The sequence below is a fragment of the Paraburkholderia elongata genome, assembly GCF_013177735.1.
In the GTDB taxonomy this organism is placed as follows: Bacteria; Pseudomonadota; Gammaproteobacteria; order Burkholderiales; family Burkholderiaceae; genus Paraburkholderia; species Paraburkholderia elongata.
This window is the reverse complement of the sequence record NZ_WOEZ01000061.1, coordinates 21057-38156: the sequence shown is the minus strand read 5'-3', so window position 1 is coordinate 38156 and position 17100 is coordinate 21057. Positions and strand designations below refer to the sequence as shown.

Annotated in this window: 12 protein-coding genes; 8 read left to right on the top strand and 4 right to left on the bottom strand. The window is 62.1% G+C overall.

All coding sequences use genetic code 11. The features are described 5' to 3' along the window. The first annotated feature begins 30 nt into the window (after window positions 1-30). Entirely contained in the window at window positions 31-1569 is a 1539-nt protein-coding gene (locus tag GNZ13_RS12880) for an amino acid permease (RefSeq protein ID WP_172164500.1), read from the top strand. A 124-nt stretch (window positions 1570-1693) separates the two neighbouring features. On the opposite strand, the gene GNZ13_RS12875 is transcribed toward GNZ13_RS12880, so the two are convergent. Then, window positions 1694-3292, bottom strand: a complete 1599-nt coding sequence (locus GNZ13_RS12875) for a glycoside hydrolase family protein (protein WP_236001974.1) — start codon at window positions 3290-3292, stop codon at window positions 1694-1696. Here GNZ13_RS12875 and GNZ13_RS52260 point away from each other — a divergent pair. The 3 genes from GNZ13_RS52260 (at window position 3276) to GNZ13_RS12865 (ending at window position 5455) form a co-directional block, all read left to right on the top strand. Beyond that, window positions 3276-3656, top strand: coding sequence for a hypothetical protein (locus GNZ13_RS52260; RefSeq protein WP_236001973.1), 381 nt, complete (start codon window positions 3276-3278; stop codon window positions 3654-3656). The two genes, GNZ13_RS12875 and GNZ13_RS52260, sit on opposite strands and share 17 nt — an antisense overlap. Before the next feature lie 312 nt (window positions 3657-3968). Beyond that, on the top strand, window positions 3969-4280 hold the full coding sequence (locus GNZ13_RS12870; RefSeq protein WP_172164494.1) for a hypothetical protein: 312 nt from the start codon (window positions 3969-3971) through the stop codon (window positions 4278-4280). Window positions 4281-4369: 89 nt separating this feature from the next. Next, on the top strand, window positions 4370-5455 hold the full coding sequence (locus GNZ13_RS12865) for a glycosyltransferase family 4 protein (protein WP_172164491.1): 1086 nt from the start codon (window positions 4370-4372) through the stop codon (window positions 5453-5455). A 25-nt stretch (window positions 5456-5480) separates the two neighbouring features. Here GNZ13_RS12865 and GNZ13_RS12860 read toward each other — a convergent pair whose 3' ends face one another. From GNZ13_RS12860 to GNZ13_RS12850, 3 genes are all read right to left on the bottom strand, one after another. After that, the gene (locus GNZ13_RS12860) at window positions 5481-7862 is read right to left on the bottom strand and encodes an RICIN domain-containing protein (RefSeq protein ID WP_172164489.1); all 2382 of its coding nucleotides are present in this window, start codon (window positions 7860-7862) and stop codon (window positions 5481-5483) included. Between the two features lie 146 nt (window positions 7863-8008). After that, entirely contained in the window at window positions 8009-8461 is a 453-nt protein-coding gene (locus tag GNZ13_RS12855) for a GDP-mannose mannosyl hydrolase (RefSeq protein WP_172164486.1), read from the bottom strand. Between the two features lie 169 nt (window positions 8462-8630). After that, the gene (locus GNZ13_RS12850) at window positions 8631-10925 is read right to left on the bottom strand and encodes a hypothetical protein (RefSeq protein WP_172164483.1); all 2295 of its coding nucleotides are present in this window, start codon (window positions 10923-10925) and stop codon (window positions 8631-8633) included. An 819-nt stretch (window positions 10926-11744) separates the two neighbouring features. Between GNZ13_RS12850 and GNZ13_RS12845 the strand changes: the two genes are divergently transcribed. The 4 genes from GNZ13_RS12845 (at window position 11745) to GNZ13_RS12830 (ending at window position 17087) form a co-directional block, all read left to right on the top strand. Further along, window positions 11745-12731 carry a helix-turn-helix domain-containing protein gene (locus GNZ13_RS12845; RefSeq protein ID WP_172164533.1) on the top strand — a complete coding sequence of 329 codons (987 nt, stop codon included), beginning with the start codon at window positions 11745-11747 and terminating at the stop codon, window positions 12729-12731. 90 nt (window positions 12732-12821) lie between these two features. Continuing rightward, window positions 12822-14438 carry a sugar phosphate nucleotidyltransferase gene (locus GNZ13_RS12840; RefSeq protein WP_172164481.1) on the top strand — a complete coding sequence of 539 codons (1617 nt, stop codon included), beginning with the start codon at window positions 12822-12824 and terminating at the stop codon, window positions 14436-14438. A gap of 58 nt (window positions 14439-14496) precedes the next feature. Next, entirely contained in the window at window positions 14497-15882 is a 1386-nt protein-coding gene (locus GNZ13_RS12835) for an undecaprenyl-phosphate glucose phosphotransferase (RefSeq protein WP_172164478.1), read from the top strand. A gap of 65 nt (window positions 15883-15947) precedes the next feature. Then, a complete protein-coding gene (locus tag GNZ13_RS12830) occupies window positions 15948-17087 on the top strand; it encodes a polysaccharide biosynthesis/export family protein (protein WP_172164475.1) in 1140 nt (379 codons plus the stop codon). Window positions 17088-17100: the final 13 nt, after the last annotated feature.

Here is a 17100-nt window from a genome sequence, read left to right as displayed (position 1 = left end):
TCGTCATAACCCTGTTCAAAGGATCGCGTCATGGACATCAACACGGCCGTGCCGTCGGCGGACTCCGCCGACAACGACGTCAAGCTGTTGCACAAGATGGGCTACGCGCAGGAACTGTCCCGACGCATGGGGGCGTTCTCGAACTTCGCGGTGTCGTTCTCGCTGATCTGCATTCTGTCGGGCGGCATCACGTCGTTCCAGATGGGCTTGTCGGCGGCGGGCGGGGCATCGATCGGACTTGGCTGGCCGCTTGGCTCGCTGTTCGCGTTGGTCGTCGCGGCGGCGATGGCGCAGATCGCGTCGTCGTATCCGACGGCCGGCGGCCTCTATCACTGGAGTTCAATTCTCGGCGGCAAAATGTGGGGCTGGCTCACCGCGTGGCTGAATCTGCTCGGTCTCGTGTTCGTGGTCGCCGCGATCAATTACGGTACCTATGATCCGTTCTTTCGCACGCTGATTGCACCGATGTTCGGCGTGAGTCCCGATTCGCTCGGCTGGTGGCAGCAGACGCTCTTTCTGACGGTGATCACCGCTTCGCAAGCGTTTCTGAATCATCGCGGCATTCGCATCACCAGCAAGATCACGGACCTGTCGGGCTATCTGATCTTTGTGGTAACGGTCATGCTGGTGGTTTCGCTGCTGGTGTATTCGCCGGTCAAGATCGATCTGTCGCGGCTTTATACCTTCACCAACTTCACGGGTGTCGATGGCGGCGCGTGGCCCAAGCAGACCATCGCCATGGCGTTTCTGTCCGGCCTGCTGCTGACCGCCTATACGATCACGGGTTTCGACGCGTCTGCGCACACCTCGGAGGAAACGCATCAGGCGGCGCGCAATGTGCCGCGCGGCATTGTCGGCTCCGTGTTCTGGTCGACCACGTTCGGCTACGTGATGGTGTGCGCATTCGTGCTGGTGATGCCGGATATCAGCGCGGGGGTGAAGCAGGGCACCGGGTTCTTCGAAGCGATTCTCGCGCCGATTCCGGGACCGCTGCGCATCGTAATCGAATTGCTGATGTTCTTCATCAATTACGTATGCGGTCTCGCCGCTGTCACGTCGACCTCGCGCATGATGTTCGCGTTTGCCCGCGACGGCGGCTTGCCTGGCTCGAAGTGGCTGCGCAAAGTGAATGCGGCACACCGCACGCCGGGCGCCGCGATCTGGACCTCGGCGGTGCTGGCGATCGTGGTGACGTTGTACGGCGATGCCTTCACGGTGCTGAGCGCGGGTAGCGCGGTATTCCTGTTCATTTCGTACGGCATGCCGATTGCGGCCGGTATTTTTGCCGAAGGTCGTACCTGGAAAGAAAAGGGCCCGTTCCAGCTAGGCATGCTGTCGAAGCCGTTCGCGGTGGCGGCGGTGTTCGGCGCACTCGTGCTCGCCTATGTCGGCATGCAGCCGCCGAATCAGAAAGTGGTGTACGTGATCGTCGGATTGCTCGCGGTGTTGCTGGCGATCTGGTACGGCGCGGGCGTGCGTAAGAGCTTCGCGGGGCCGCCGATCGGCAAGGTGTCGAAGGAGCGCGAACAGGAGCTAAGCGGGATGGAGGGGCAGTTGGGGGAAAGCTGAGGGAAAGCTGAAGCTCTGCGAATGTGCGGCCCGTTGCCGCCATTCATGTCTGAAAAAATAACGTCAGCCGGCCCTGAAGCCGGCTGACGTTTTTACACCTACCGCATGACGTGGCGGTCGCTGCTTAGATACCGGCGTATCCCACCGGAACCGTCGCGTTGGCCTTGGCGACCGACGCGTTGTTCGACACCACATACACCGGCGATTCGGTCAGGTTGAGCGTGAGTGTACCGTTGCTGTAGCTCGCGCTCGACGCATTGCCCATCATGTCGACGACCTTCACGGTGCCGCTCGTGCCCGGTGCATCCACTGTGAGGCTATATGGCACGCTATAGGTCGAGCTGAAGCCGGCGCTCGCGCTCCACACGCTGTTGTTATGCGCCCACAGCGCGGTGATCACGGCGCCGTTGCCCACCTGCTGGAACGCATAGGCGTAGACGCCGGTCGGCGTGCCGTTGATGGGTCCGAGCGTGTGGGTGCCGTCGAGCGTATGCGTCATCGCGCTGATCGCCATCGCGACCGGCTTCGGGCTGATGTTCGTCGCGCCGAATGCGCCTTGCGCGTCGTTCAGATCGAAGAACGTGCCGTAGCCGACTTCGCCCGGATAGTCCGCACCGTAGAACACGTAGGTCTGATCCGCGCCTTCACCCAGCGTGATGATGTGCATGCGCGCCGCGACCGCCGCTTGCGCGTACAGCACGTTCGCGGTCGGGTAGTTCGGACCGTACGAGGTGCCGAGGTCATAGCTGATGCCGGCTTCCGTCGAGAACAGCTTCATGCCCGAACGATAATCGGTGGCCATTTCCGCGCGCAGATCGCGCATCTGGCCGCGCAGTGAACCTTCGGCGGTCGACGGGTCGGCATCGTAGCGCTCCGGCGGATGCGACGGCGAGGTCCCCGCGTCGTAGTAGCCGTGCGTGGCGACGGCGTCGATGTATTGACCGAAGCCGAGCGGCGCGAGGCGCTTCAGACGCGTCGTGGTCAGGCTCGGAAACGCATCGGCCGGGCCCATCACCACCGCGCTCGGATCGGTCGAGTGGACGCCTTGATAGACCGACTGATACAGCGCGATGAAGTTGGCGTCGGTGTCGGTCCAGAACTGATTCGGTTCCCACGTCACCTGATAGTAGTTCGCCGACTGGGTCGGGAAATACGCCGCACGAATCGCGTTCGATTCCGTGCCGGCGCGGCTCATGTAGTTCTGGTAGTACGAAAGGTTGGTCGGCACGCTCGTGTCGTCCTGGAACGCACCGGTGCTGCTCGCCCAGGCGGGGATGCCGTCGAGACGGATCAGCCGCATCACGTTGCCGGTCTTGTAGAACGGATCGAGATTGTTGGCCGAAGGGCTGAACGTGTTCGGTCCGCTCGGTTCCATCGTCGAGAGCTGGCGGTCGTCGATCGTCGACGAAATGCCGAGGTCGGCGAGCAGAGGGCCGTTGTCGTTCGCGCCCTGCATGCCGAAGCGATGCTGTTCCTGATGTGCATAGGTGACGGCAGGCACGACACCGGACAGGTTCGGCAGCACACCGAAAGTCGCGATGCCGACCGGACGCGTGCCGGCTTGCGGCAACTGTCCGCCGTTCTGCGCGAGCGTGCCGGACGCCGCGAAATAACCGGCGAGCGTCGAGGTGCAGTTGAGTGTGATGGTCTTCGAACCGCTCGGCACGGCGGTACTGCCGCTCGCCGCTACCCGGCCGAGGGTGTCCGTGACGGCCCAGTTCAACGTGTCGGCGTTCGGCACGTTGGTGGTGAAGGCGAGCTGGAAAGCGCTGCCGGAGGCGAAGATGCGTGTGCCGTCGGCGCTGGGCGTGTCGGCGGAAATGGTGGCGCTGCCAGAGCCTGCCGAGACGGCCGGCGATGCACAGCTTAGTGTCGCGATGGCGTTGCCCGCGCCGTTCACCGTGGCGGTGCCGCCGGTGCTGCTGTTTCCCGCCGCAGTCGAGGTGGGTGAACTGGATGGGCTGGCGGTGCCGTTAGCCTGGGTTGTCGCGTTGCTGCCGGCGCTACTACCACCGCCGCCGCCGCAACCTGCTAGTGCCAAAGAAAGTGTTGAGAGTAGGAGGAGTTGCGATTTCATCAATCTCTAACCAATGCGTGAGCTCAACGTTCGTTCGCCTCTTCGCGCAAAGCGCGTCGGGAGACGAAGCGAACAGAAATTCATATCGTACGAATCCGTGCCACTCGTCATGGCGGATTTGGCGGAATCGGACGGTCGGGGAAGGTACGACGAAAACAACCAACTTCATGAGGAACAGCGAAATTCACATCGCAGTGCTTGAGTTCATGGCGCCGCTCAATGAACTTTTTACTGTCCTGTAAGCAAGAAAGGCCTCTGATGCGGAGAATCGACCGGAACGATACGCATTAGTATGTTTAAAAGAAGTAACGAGTCGTTACGTATGAACAATGGTGCAGTACTAATTGCATTGATCGCATCAAAAAATACGTATGACGAGACCAGTCTTTATGCGCCAAACAGAAGTAGGGTCGAAAAGATTTGTAACGGATGCCTAACCAGTCAAATCGGCGTAAACCACGCGGAAATGGGCGATGGCGCTAATTCCATAGCCGATGGAGCCTTGGAGATGGCGGAAAAGTGCTGGGCCTTCGGTGTAACGTTTCCTCGCGACGGTGACTTCGCGGCGGAACTGTCGCTGTTTTATAGAGACGAGGCCGCGTCTCGCGAAAGGGGCGCGCCAGATAAACGATGATGGGATGCCAATGTTTTCCGGGACCGGTACTTGCTGGTTGGCATGTCCATCCGCTGCGCAAAAAAGGCGGTTATCCAGAGAGATAAATCGTGAGAATTCTTCAATTGGTTCACGCACCGCGACTTTCCGGGGCAGAGGTACTGGTAAAGGGTCTCGCGATCCATCATCAGCGCGGCGGCCATGAGGTCTGCATCGCATCGTTGCTTCCGCAGCAGGACGATTTCGTCGGTATTCGCGCAGAGCTTGAGGCCGCGGGCGTCACCTGCCTGTTCCCGAGCATCCGCTACGGCCGGGTAGGCAAACTGCTGCACCTGTATCGCGTGGTGCGTCAGTTCCGTCCCGATTTCATCGTGGCTCACGCCACGCTCGCTGCACTCTATGTGCGTCTTCTGCCCGTGCATACGCCGATCGCCTGGGTGATGCACTCCGGCGTGAACGACTTCGAGAACGGCATGCTCAAGCGGGCCGAGCGCCTGCTGTCACGGCGGGCGAGAGCGATCATTGGCGTGTCGCAGCAAAACATCGACGACTACCTGCGCGAGATCGGCAAACATCCGGCGATGGTCGTGATCCCGAACGGCGTGGACGCATCGATGTTCGCGGAGGACAGCGGCGCATCGATACCTGATATCGCCGTGCCTGCGAAGCAGATCGTTCAGCTAGGGCGCTATATAGAAGGCAAGAGCCAGTTGCACACGATCCGCGCGTTCGAGCGTGTCGTGCAGAGCGAGCCCGACGCGCGCTTGCTGCTGTGCGGCGTCGTCGAGGAGATCCCCTATTACGAAGCGGTGCTGTCGCTGGTTCATGAACTCGGGTTGGAGAGCCGCGTGACGGTATGCGGGCCGCGCTCGGATGTCGCCGCGATCCTGCGCTCCTCGCGTGTCTTCGCCATGCCGTCGCGATTCGAAGCGCAGAGCATCGGTTTTCTGGAGGCGCTTGCCTCGGGTATTCCTGTCGTGGCGAACCGGATTCCATCGTTCGGCTTTGCCAGTGGGTTTGCCGGCGTCAATCTGGTCGATACGACCGATCCTGAGGCCTACGGCCGCGCCTTGCTCGGGGCGCTCGACATGCCGCGTGCGCACCGGCAGCTGGCGGGATACACGTTGCATGACACGGCAGATCGCTACATGACGATCGCGCGGCAGTTCGTCCGGCCGCTGCAGGTGTCGGCCTGAACTGCGCCGGATCGATCGGCTCGCGCTATTGCGCCAATCGATCGATTCGCACCGTTTCCGAGAACAGCCCCGGCAGTTCTCCGAGATCCTGGGCTGGGCCCAAGGCGAAACCGTCGCCTACCGGATAGCGCGTCAGCGCCGGTGCGCCGCCGGTAAAATAGAAATCGCCGAGCGTCGCGTCGGTTCTCCGGTAAAGCACGAGCGCCGCGTTGCGTTTGTCGCGCACGAAAACCGGAAAGACATCCGACCACGACATGCCACGCAGCGTCGCTGCCTGGACAGGCACGCTCCTCGCGTCTGCCGTGTCGAGCGTGGCAATGTCGATGACGGCGTCCTCGTTTGTTCCATCGGGATGCGGTGTCAAAAGAATCAGCGTATTGCTAGCTTTGCCGTGCACGGCGCCGACCGTTGCCTTGACGAAATCGGGTAGGAAATTCGCCGGCAACAGTTTGCGTTCGCCGACGGTCATGCGTGTGCCGTCGTTGGCGATTTGCGTGAGCGCGAGCCGACCGTTCGCACGCTCCACCGCGACTATTGACGCACGTGATCCTGGAACCTGGAGCGGTAGAAGATCTGCGTTTTGCCTTAGCGTCCTTGCCTGTGCCATGAGCGTCGGCGCTGAGCCGGCTGAGCCCGTGGAAGACGCGAGCCAGAGGTCGAGCCCGCTATCGCTTCGTTTTTGTGCGATCAGCACGCCGGCACGTCCCGTTCCGCTGAAATCCGCCGCCACATATTGCTGTGCCAGCTCCGGCCTGAACGCACTATTGGTCTGGAGCCAGAGACGTGGGGCCTCGAAGTGATCGCCTGTACTGCGAAGCAACCAGAATGCCGTGCCGCCGCCGCGCGCAGTGATCACCATCAAGTCCGCTTTGCCGTCACCTTCGAAGTCGCCAAGCAGAAAGCGCGCGCTGTCGAAGCACAACGTGCCATTCGTGCAACTCGGCGCCGTGGCGCGGGGATCGAACGGGACCGTGCTCGCGTACCAAAGGGCAGGAGGCGACGCTTTCACGAGCGACGCCGCATACACGTTGAATCCGGGCCCATCGTGTTGTCGCTGCACATAGACCGCGGCTTGTTCGCCTGTGCCGGCGATGTCGCCAACCATCGCGGTGGCGAGCCGCAAATCGGTTGCCTGCGTGCGCTGTGTGGTCGCCCAACGGTAGCGTGTGGTGAGCTGGGTACAGCCGCGCATGGTGAGCTTGCCGTCGTTTTCGCCGAGACAGTGCCGCAGCGGCGTATACACGAGGCCGAAGTCCCACGGTGTCCAGCGCTGCGCCATGTCCCATTGATCGCACGGCTCGGAACTCAGATAGCCGTCGCGTTCGGCGATGCATTGCGAAGTCGCGATGCTGACGAGCGCGGCGTTGCGCGGATTGCCGGGATAGACGGTCAGCGGATCCCAACGCCATTGTTGCGCGGAGGAGCCCGTGCACGCGGCGAGTGTCGGCGCTTGGCCGCTGCCCGCCGAGGTCAGGCAACGGCTCGTCGCCGCATTGAACAGCTGAATGGCACGCGACTGGAAATCCGCGACGCGGCGATCGCTGCGATCGGCAAATGCATAGCGGCGCGCGACCCAATTGCCGTTCCATTGGAACTCGCCGAATACGTGCGAAAACTCGTTGCCGTCGACAGAAAAATAGCTGGCGACGATGTCACGCTTGCGCTGAACTTCAGCCGCTGGAATGTTGCCGGGCCAGTCGCCGGTTGGATAGGTGATGTGATATTCGATCGGCACGCTTTTGTTCAGCGTCTGGGCGACGTGGCGCGTGATGCGCGCGGCGTAGATGTGATCGGGATGCTCGAGAAACGGCACCGTGTCCGGATTGAGCGTGTAGATCTGCGACGCCTCGGCGAGCATCACTTTCAGCGTGGCCGACAGCGAGGCCCGATCGTATTGCACACGCACGGAACCGTCGGCGTTCATCGGATAGGTGGAGAGCGTGGCGTGCTGTTCCCACAGGAGGCCGAGCGGTTCGCGGCCGCCGCGCACAGCGCCGCCAGGCAGCCGGAGTTCGAGCAGACGAACCTGCGGCTTCGCCTTCAGCACCATCTGATGCACGAGCTTGCCGGCAATCGGAATATTCGTTTCGATCCATTCGTCAGGCACCCCCGCCATACGCGCATAAGCGAGCCGTGAAGCCCGCTCGCGGGTCAGCACATAAGCGAAATTCGCGCCATTGGCGCCGCCGATCAGATGCACCGTGGTGATACACCAGCCGGCGTCGAGCCGTTCGCTGATAGCGGGGTCCACGAAGAGCAGATCGTCATCGAGGTGGGCGACGAAGGTGACCAGCGTACCAGCGCCGCAATCCGCCGCGCGTGCCGATCCGGGAAGGAGAGTGAAGAAAAGTAGCGCTAGAAAGGCAATGGATGAATCGCGAACGAGCCTGGCTGCCGATGATCGCATGTTGATTCGAGCCCTGACGGTGAGCTCGATCATACTGTATCGGCGTGGGCCGCCACGTTGGCGAACTCACAGTTGGCATCACTTTTGCGGACGGGTAATCAGTTACGCCGGTAGCGGGGCTGTTGGCGCCAACGCTAGCCTTGGCGTTAGCGGAAATAAGCTTTGGTGTTCTCGTGAACATCGGCACGCGCGAGCAGTTCCGAAGGCGCGAGCCAGAGATATCCGCTGTGCTGGTCGAGCCGGCCGACCGAGACGGTGCTGGTGAACTGCAGCGAATAGGCGAGCACGATGTAGTGCGTCGACACGTCGGGCTCGGCGGCAAAGTTGTCCGGGTAGTGGTGCTCGAAAACGCCTTCGAAGCGCGCTTTCGAGCGGGCTAGCCTCGCGATGCCCAATTCGGCGTCGGCAATGCGTGTGAACGCTGCGTCGAGTGTTTCGTCTTTAAGAATGCGCCCGCCAGGAACGAACCATGTGCCGCGCGCAGGGCGATTGCGCCGATGGCCGATCAACACGCAGCCCTCGGCGTCGCTGACGATCAGATCGATCGCAACCAGCGGCGTCAGACGCACCACGTCGAGGAAATCGATCTCGGTCAGCATGTCATCTCCTGCGGGGCGTGCGGCGATTGAGCCTGGATTCTACTTGCGCAAACAATGGGCCGCCCTGTCACATCACGCCGAAGTATCGGCGCATCGCGACAACGAGCCGTGCTTATCGAAGCGCCCGATGCGGCCACTCGATGCGACATGCGCGCCATGCACGGCATAGTTAGCGAGGAACGTAACCCTCCGGGGTCATAACCGCGTCCTTGAACACGCCGGCGTTGGCGGAGACCACGTAGATGGGGGCTGGCGACAGCTTGAGATTCGCGACGCCGTCGCGATACGGCAAGCTCGATGCGTTGCCCATCATGTCGAACGCCGTCACTTCGCCCGACGTGCCGGGTGCGTCGACCCGCAGACGATAATCCGCGCTCTGGCTCGCGCTGAAGCCGGTTTGGGCGTTCCATGCGTCGTTGTCATGCGTCCATAGCGCGGTCACGATCTTGCCGCCGCCGAGCCGGCGGAATGCGTACGCGTAGACGCCTTTGGGCAAAGCCTTGAGCGGCCCGAGCGTATCCGTTCCGTCGATGATCCGCGTCATCGCCGCCACCGCGAGCGCGGCAGGTTTGGGGCTGATGCGAGCGGCGCCGTAGGCGCCGTCCGGATGATCGAGTTCGAAGAAGATCCCATAACCTGGCGCGGTGTCCGGCATGTCCGCCAGGTAGAACACATAGGTCATGTCCGCGCCTTCGCCGAGCAGGATGAGATGCGTGCGCGCCACGACCGCGGCTTGCGCATACAGCACGTTCGCGCCCGGGTAGTTTTTGCCGTACGCCTGGCCGATGTCGTAGCTGATACCGGTTTCGGTCACGAACAGCGGCGCGCCCGGCTTCAGGTACTGATGCAGCTCGTGGCGCAGCGCCCGCATGGCGGCGGGCAGCGCGCCCGGCACGGTGCCTTGCTTGCCTGGGTCGGCAACGCGCTCGGGGGGATGCGACGGTGTCGTGCCGAAGTCGTAATAGCCGTGAATGGTCATGCCGTCCATATAGCGGCCGATCCCGATCGGACCGAGACGGCGCATCCACTCGACATTGGCCTGCACCGAGGCGTACGTCACACCCATCACTACCGCATGCGGGTCTGTCTGATGAATGCCCTCCCAGACGGCTTTGTACATCGCGACGAAATTCGCGTCGGTGTCGCGCCAGGGCAGCCCGCCATCGGCGTCCGGCTCCCATGTCACCTGATAGTAGTTGTCGCGCTGTTTGGGGAAGTAGGTCATCCGCGTGCGGTTGGACTCGGCGCCGACTTTTGCCATGTAGTCCTTCATTTGCGCGAGCGAGGTCGGCGCATAGCTGTGCGTCTCTTTGCCGGTCGGGCTGACCCACTGAGGAATGCCGTCGAGCTGGATCAGGCGCATGATGTCGCCGCGCCGGAAGTAGGGGAGCAACTGCGTGCTCGCAGGATCGAACGTGCCCGCGTTTTTCGGCTCTTCCATATACCAGTTGCGGTTGTCGTTCGCCCACGAAAGGCCGAGCGCCGTATAGACCGGCCGATAGCCGTCGCCGTCGCAGCAATGCTGCCCGGGCGCAATGTAGGCCGTGCCCTGTCCGCCGAATCGATGCAGGTCTTCGTAGGGAAAGCGTATGGCGGGTAAGGCAGCGGAGGTGTCGGGCAACACGCCGAAGGTGGCGATGCCGGCAGGACGTGTGCCGCGCGATTCGAGCTGGCCGTGTGCGCGTTCCAGCGAAGCCGAGACGGCGAAGTAGCCGGCAATCGTCGACGCGCAACTGAGGGTCGATAGTGTGGCGCCCGCCGCAACGGGGAAGCGGCCGCTGGCGCGCACGGCATTCCAGCTGTCGCGGATCTGCCAGTTGAGCGTGTCGTTTTGCGTCGGACGTGTTGTGAAGACGAGTGCGAATGGCTTGTCCGCTGCGAACAGACGCGTGCCGTCGCTCGGTGTGTCTGCTTCCAGTAGTTCGCCGTTTGCGGCCGCGCGCACCTGTGAGGAGGGCGCGGCGCAGCGCAGACCCTGTCCGGGTGGTGCCTTTAATGCGGTGGGCACGGTGGCTGCCGATTCCGGCGCGCTGTCTTTGCTCGCCGAGGCGGCCGCAGCCGCCTTGGCCGCCGTGCTCGAATCAGCCGCGGTGAGCGCAACCGCGCAGCGCTTCTCCACCCCTGGCGCCGGATCGCCGAACACACCGTTATTGCAATCGGCGCTGTTCGAGAACGTCTTTACGACATGCTGCTCGACCGTGCCGTACAGCACGTCGCGCGTACCGCTGAACCGGCAGGTACCGTATTCCGCCGCGCAGAGTGTCCACTTTCTGCCGTCGACGGTCAGATCGGCATTGCTCGCGCTGTCAGGACCGGCTGACGCCGCTGCCGCACTACACGAGGAGGACACGATGCCCAGCAGGATAAATGCCGCCGCCGAGGCAGCGACGCACAGCGCTAACCCGTGGGCGGCGCAGGCCCCGGCGAGTGGTCGCAGCGCTCGATATTCGCGTAAATTCGACATGTGTTCCCCGTGTCGTTCGACGTATATTGTTCCGACATGTTCAGGCATGTTCCGACGAAAACGCGTCGCCGAAGTACTAGTTGACCAGGCCAGACCCGCCTCAGGTTACCTCGTGTCGCAATCTGTTGCGGAAACCGCATAGGCCATTTCCGCAATTCGATGGCGGAATCGTACCGGCTCTCATCCGACAGAATCCGCCATTGGCCCGTCTATTGCCGGACGGGCTAAAGTTGTCTTATTGCCGTGTTTCACGTTTGAAACATTAATCGTCCTGTTTATATTCTCCGGATCCAATAACAACGAATTAGATAATTTTTTCTCTCAAAAAGTGCTTATATTAGATACTGCTTTACATGTCTCTGCCGACCGAAAATATCGTCAGAAGAAAGCGCCTCGGGCATCTGGTAAGAGCGATTACTGGTGCAGGCAAGGCGGCTACGCTCATTCTGGCGACGTGATGGAAAGAAGTCACTTCAAATCCGCGGAATGACGGTCGGATCAAATTGCAACTCAAGCATTCGAGTAGCGATTGTATGTGTGCCAACGCACAAAAAATCGCATTAATTACCATTAAAATTCGCAGAATGTAAATTCATTCATATGCAGAATCGGTATTTAATTCATTGAAAAAATAGGTAGTGGAGAGATTGTTCCGAAAATAACTGGCTGGCCACCATAGCAAAGCGCCAACATGTCTGCACTTTCGGTCATGGCGGCTAAATGCTTGATTACTGATGGCTATGATGCACCGCACCGAGCATGCCTCTGTGTGGGCATTCAAGGTTGAAAAGTAGATCCGTTTCTGGTGAGAGGATGACTATGACCTGCGCGAGTCTCGAATCAGCAATGCTGCGCTGGGCGCACGCACCGAACAAGGGTATGCGTCGCATCGCAATACTGATGTTCAACGACTGCTCGCTGCAGGGCGCGGGCGTGGTCGCCGAGGTGTTCCAGGCTGCGAACGAACTGGCATCGTCCGGCTCGGGAGGCTGGTTGTATGACGTTTCCTTCCTGTCGGCCGACGGCGGCATGGTGACCTCGTCATCGGCACTGCGGGTCTGGACCGACGGACTCGACGCGCGGCATTACGGCGGCTTCGACGCGTTGTATGTCGCCGGTGGCAAAGGCGCATTCGCCGCAGCCGACGACGAGCGCCTGATCGCCTGGTTGCGGCGCGTTCGCCGCAATACCGGCATGATCCGGCCGATCGGCGAAGGGCGCGTGCTGCTCGAAGCAGCCTATGTGCCGGACAGCAAGGAAAGCGCCGATTTCCGCCAGTCCCAGTCGATGCCGTCGCGCCAGACCGAGCAGAACGGCGATGCGGGCGACCGGCTTGAATCGATGAGAAGCGCGTTCGCCATGATCAAGCGCGATCTCGGTGGCGCGACTGCCCGCACGGTGGCCGAGCGTCTGCTCGCCGATTCGTGCTCGAACCTCGCGCCGCTGCTTGGCGAAGACGGCGGTTTGAGCCCTGGCGACAAAGTGCGCGCGGCGGCCCGCTGGCTGCAAGAGAATTGCCAGCAGTCGATTTCGATTGCCGATGCGGCTCAGTTCGCCGCGATGAGCGAGCGCAACTTCCTGCGCCGCTTCAAGATGGAAATGGGTATCACGCCCTCGAGTTTCCTGTTGCATGAGCGCCTCGCGGTGACCTGCAGTCTTCTGACCGAGTCGGAATTGCCGGTCGACAAGATTGCCCGGCGCACCGGCATGGGTAATGGTGACCGCCTCGCGAAGGTCTTCCGCAAGCGGATGAGAATTTCCCCCACTGAGTTCCGGATTCAAAGCCGCCGCATGGTCGGCGGATAGCGCGCACGCCGCGAACCGGCTGACCGCGCCTGTCACTCAGTGCTTCGGTAAATATTTCGTTGGCTTCACAAAATCATAAGGAATGCGAATATGTTGACTAAGGGAGCTGTGAGCGCTGCGTCGGCGAACCCGGACGGCGCAAGTGCCGGGGCCGCCGGTGCGCGTTGCGCGCGCATCGTCCCGGTCATTCTTGCCGGTGGCTCGGGCACGCGGCTGTGGCCGGTGTCGCGCGAAAACTATCCGAAACAACTGATCGACGTCGTCGGTTCCGACTCGCTGCTGCAGGCGACCGCGCGGCGGTTGAACGACTTTCCCGGCGGCTGGAACGTGGACGTGTCGCCGATCATCGTATGCGGTGAAGAACACCGGTTTGTGATTGCCGAGCAGCTTCTTGAAAACGGCGTGAACGCACGTCTGGTCGTCGAGCCTGCGCGGCGCGATACGGCGCCGGCGTTGACGCTCGCGGCGTCGCTCGCGTGCGCGGACGGCGACGACGCGATTCTGATCGTCATGCCGGCCGACCATTCGATTGCGGACGTGCCCGCGCTGCAAGGCGCGCTGGACCGTGCCGCCAGGTACGCGGAACAGGGCTCGATCGCCACGCTGGGTGTGCCGCCCACGCGCCCCGATACGGGTTTCGGCTATATCCGCATCGGCGTGCAATTGCCTGATGGCGGCCATGCGATCGACGGCTTCGTCGAGAAACCGGCCGAGGAAATCGCCGCGCAATACGTCGCTGCGGGCACGTATTGGTGGAACGCCGGGATCTTTGTCGTGCGGGCGCGTGTGTGGCTCGATACGCTGAAACGCCTGCAGCCCGAGATGCACGCAGCCTGCGAACGCGCATTCGTGAACGGCCGCACCGATGGCGCGTATTTCCGGCCGCTGGTGGACGCTTTCCTAAGTTCGCCCGCCGACTCGATCGACTATGCGGTGATGGAGCGTCTTACTGACGTGAGCGACGCGGGCGAAGTGAATGACGCGGGCGACGTGAACGACACGGGCGCCGCGGACGAGACGGCCGCCGCCCACGGCACGGACCCGCAAGTGCCCGGCGCGAATCCGTCCGGCGTGGTGGTGCGCCTCGATGCGGGCTGGTCGGATCTCGGTTCCTGGGACGCCGTCTGGGCGGCGATGGAGAAGGACGCCAACGGCAATGCCGGGCGCGGCCGCGTGACGTTCGAAGGCGCGGTGTCAAGCTATGCGCATTCCGAAGGCCGGCTCGTCGCCTGTGTCGGCACGACCAATGTGGTGGTCGTCGAAACGGCGGACGCCGTGCTGGTGGTCGACCGTTCGCACGTGCAGGACGTCAAGGGCTTGGTGTCGCGCATCAAGGCGCAGCACGCCCCCGAGGCCGATGCGCATCGCAAGGTGCGCCGTCCGTGGGGTTTCTACGATTCCATCGACCACGGCGAACGCTTCCAGGTGAAGCGCATCGTCGTCACGCCGGGCGCGAAGCTTTCGCTGCAACTGCATCACCACCGGGCCGAGCACTGGGTCGTCGTGCGCGGTACGGCGCTCGTCACGCGCGGCGAAGAGCAGTTCCTGGTGAGCGAAAACGAATCGACCTACATTCCACTCGGCACACGTCACCGGCTCGAGAACCCCGGGAAAGTGCCGCTCGAAATCATTGAAATCCAGTCTGGCACCTATCTCGGTGAAGACGACATTGTGAGGTTCAACGACAACTACGGCCGCTGCTCCTAACGGCGCGCCCGGGATCATTTGCGGAAAAGAATGAAGGGCTAGAAACGAGGTAAGCAAAATGCGCAAGTTTCAGGATTTGCTCGCGCGAGTTTTCGATGTCGCGTTGGTACTCGCGGGGGCGGCGGTGGCGTCGCAGATCCGCTTCGACTACCTCGCTCAATCCGGGTTCTATTGGGCGCTCGTGATGTTTTCCGCCGCCTTCGCACTGGCCATCTTTCCGGCCTTCGGCGTGTATGAATCATGGCGCGGCCGCTCCAAGCTCTCGCTGGCCGGGCAGGTGTCGCTCGCGTGGCTAATGGTGCAGGGCTGTGCGCTGGTGCTGATGTATTCGCTGCACCGCAGCGACTTCGTGTCGCGACTCTGGTTCTCGTACTGGACCGCGGTGACGGGCGGCCTGCTGATCGCTTACCGGCTGATCACGCATGCGGTGCTGGCGCGTGCGCGCAGTGCCGGCCTGAATCTGCATCAGGTCGCGATCGTCGGCAGCGGCTCGCAATGCGACGCGATCATCCGCCGGATCGAGTCGACGCCGACCAGCGGTTTTCGCGCCACCGCCGTCTATAACACGCACCCGGACGTGTCGGCTGTCACCAGTTCGCGCGTACCGGTGTTCGACACCGTGGACGCGCTCGCCGATTACATCCGTACGAACGACGTGCACGAACTCTGGCTGATGCTCTCGCTCACCGAGGAGCCGCTGATCTGCTCGCTGGTCGGCGAATTTCGCGACGACCTGGTGAATATCCGTTTCATGCCGGACGTGCGCAGCCTCGCGCTTTTCGAAGGCAGCGGCGTGATCGATCTGCTCGGCGTGCCGGCGATCAACCTGGTCGCCTCGCCGCTCTCGGCCAGTTCGATGCTGAAGAAGGAAATCTTCGACCGCCTGTTCGCCGCAACGGCGCTGATCGGCCTGGCGCCGATCCTGCTCGCCATTGCGCTCGCGGTGAAGCTGTCGTCGCGCGGCCCGGTTCTCTTCAAGCAGAAGCGTAAAGGCGCGGACGGCCGCGTCTTCACGATCTACAAATTCCGCTCGATGCGGCTGCATACCGAGGAAAAAGGCACGCTCAGGCAGGCGACGCGCAACGATGCGCGCGTCACGAAAGTCGGCGCATTTCTGCGCCGCACGAGCCTCGACGAACTGCCGCAGTTTTTCAACGTGTTGCGTGGCGACATGTCGGTCGTCGGACCGCGCCCCCATGCACTCGAGCACGACGACCTCTATCAGAAAGTGGTCGCCGGCTACATCAATCGCTATCGGATCAAGCCGGGCATTACGGGTTGGGCGCAGATCAACGGCTTTCGTGGCGAAACCGACCGCATCGAGAAGATGGAGCGCCGCGTCGAACATGACCTGTACTACCTGGGGCATTGGTCGTTCGCGCTCGATATGCGGATTATCGGCGCGACGATTGTCGCCGGACTGGTGCATCGAAACGCTTACTAAGTGGTTAACAAGCACGCTGGGGCTACCTCCCCCGAGGACAGTCCCTGGCGCAAGGAGGAAACACCATGAGCTCGCTTGGCATACGCACGGGAAGTCTCGTGATTTTCACAGTTACAACACTGCTTTCCGGATGCGGAATCGTACCCGGTCAACGAATGATTACGCCAGCCGCGATTCAGGACACGGGTGGGGATTACAGCACGGAAGCATCGCAGCAACAGCAGATACAGATTACCGATATCAACCTCGCGCTGCTGCGCAAGATGAACGCGGCGCAGACGTCCGCGACGCTGCCGCCGGAGACAGCCGCGCTGTTCGGCAAACCGACGGCTTACAAGGTCGGCCCCGGCGACGTGCTGCAGATCGTCGTGTGGGATCACCCGGAACTCGCCGCCGCGCTTGGCCAGCCTGCGCAGAACGCGAAAACGACGGATGCCGCGCCCGGCTTTCTGATCGACGAAAACGGCGACGTGCAGTTCCCGTACGCGGGCACGGTGCATGTGGCAGGCAAAGACGTCGCAACGATCCAGAAGGAGCTCCATAAGCGCCTGAGCGTCGTGTACCAGAAGCCTGAGGTCACGGTGCGGGTGGCGTCGTTCCGGAACGCGCAGGTTTACGTCGATGGCGAAGTGCGCTTACCTGGGGCTCAATCGCTTAACGACATCCCGATGTCGCTCACGAGTGCGATCAACCAGGGCGGTGGCTTTAGCGCCAACGCGGATCGCAGCCGCGTTGAGCTGGTCCGCAACGGCGTGACCTATCCGCTCAACGTGGACAACCTGATCAAGCGCGGCCGCAATCCGTCGGACATTTACCTTCAGGCCGGCGACATGGTGCGGGTGGGATCGCGCGAAGACAGCGGCGTCTACGTGATGGGCGAGGTCAACAAGCCGGCAACCATCATGCCGATGCGTAACGGTTCGCTGACGCTTTCGCAGGCCATTTCCGATAGTGGCAGCTTCGATTCGAACACGTCGGCGCCCAGGCAGTTGTTCGTGATCCGCAATTCGACAAGCGAATCGCCGCAGGTCTACCACCTCGATGCGACCTCGCCGGTGTCCATGGTGCTCGCCAATCAGTTCGAGCTCCAACCGAAGGACGTCGTGTATGTGGGTCAAGGCGGGCTGGTCCGTTTCAACCGTGTGTTGAACCTGCTGCTGCCGGCGATCAATGCGGCTGTGACGGGTGCCGTTCTTGCGAAATAACAACCGTGCAACG